At 53.7% G+C, this 656-nt stretch carries 1 protein-coding gene and 1 pseudogene; both read right to left on the reverse strand.

Going from position 1 to position 656, the window contains the following annotated elements; translation table 11 throughout:
* A pseudogene (locus R7P74_RS27010) lies at positions 1 to 283 on the reverse strand (UDP-N-acetylglucosamine 1-carboxyvinyltransferase); the annotation flags it as partial.
* A gap of 79 nt (positions 284 to 362) precedes the next feature.
* Positions 363 to 656 (reverse strand): DinB family protein (locus tag R7P74_RS27015; RefSeq protein ID WP_318123742.1); only part of this gene is annotated, 294 nt, incomplete at its 5' end.

Genomic DNA, 656 nt, shown 5'->3' on the forward strand with positions numbered 1-656 from the left:
TGGCTCTCATCGTTTTCACCAGTTCATATGGAGCTTCGAAGCGTTGGATATCGCGGGCATTTACTTTATGTGTCCGGAGTTCGGGAGTCAAGACGGTTGCTCCCAGATCTTCGAGCAAACGGCGCTGGGTAATTAAATCCTTGACATAAGGGACGTTATGTAAAACAACAGTTTCCGGCGTAAGCAATGCTGCCGCCAGACACGGGAGCGCGGAGTTTTTCGCGCCGCTGATTTCAACCCTGCCGGAAAGCGGCCGGCCGCCGCGAATCAAAAACTTGTCCATAAAAATAGCCGGTGTCCTGACGCATCAGCGCCGCTTATGACACCAAGCAGAAAATTTTATCACAGTAAATGCCCGGTTATTAACCTGCCGTGTGCTGATTCTTTATTTGGCTCAGAATACGGCGGATTTGTGCCAAATGACGCTTTTCGTGGCCGCCGGCGAGGGCGAGCCAGTCATAAGCATTCATATCGCCGAAAGCCGGATGCGGAAAGGTATGTCGGGAAGCGTCAAACCGCTTGAAATTCCCGCGAAGTGTTTCCAGTTCAAGACGGTCCGATTCCATCTTGGCCAGCGACTGCACGATTGAAAGCGTGCCGGACGGACGTACGGAGTCCGGCGCTTTGAGAGGCGTCCGGGCTGCCGCAGCCGAAGA

This window comes from Vibrio sp. 2033, from assembly GCF_033339735.1.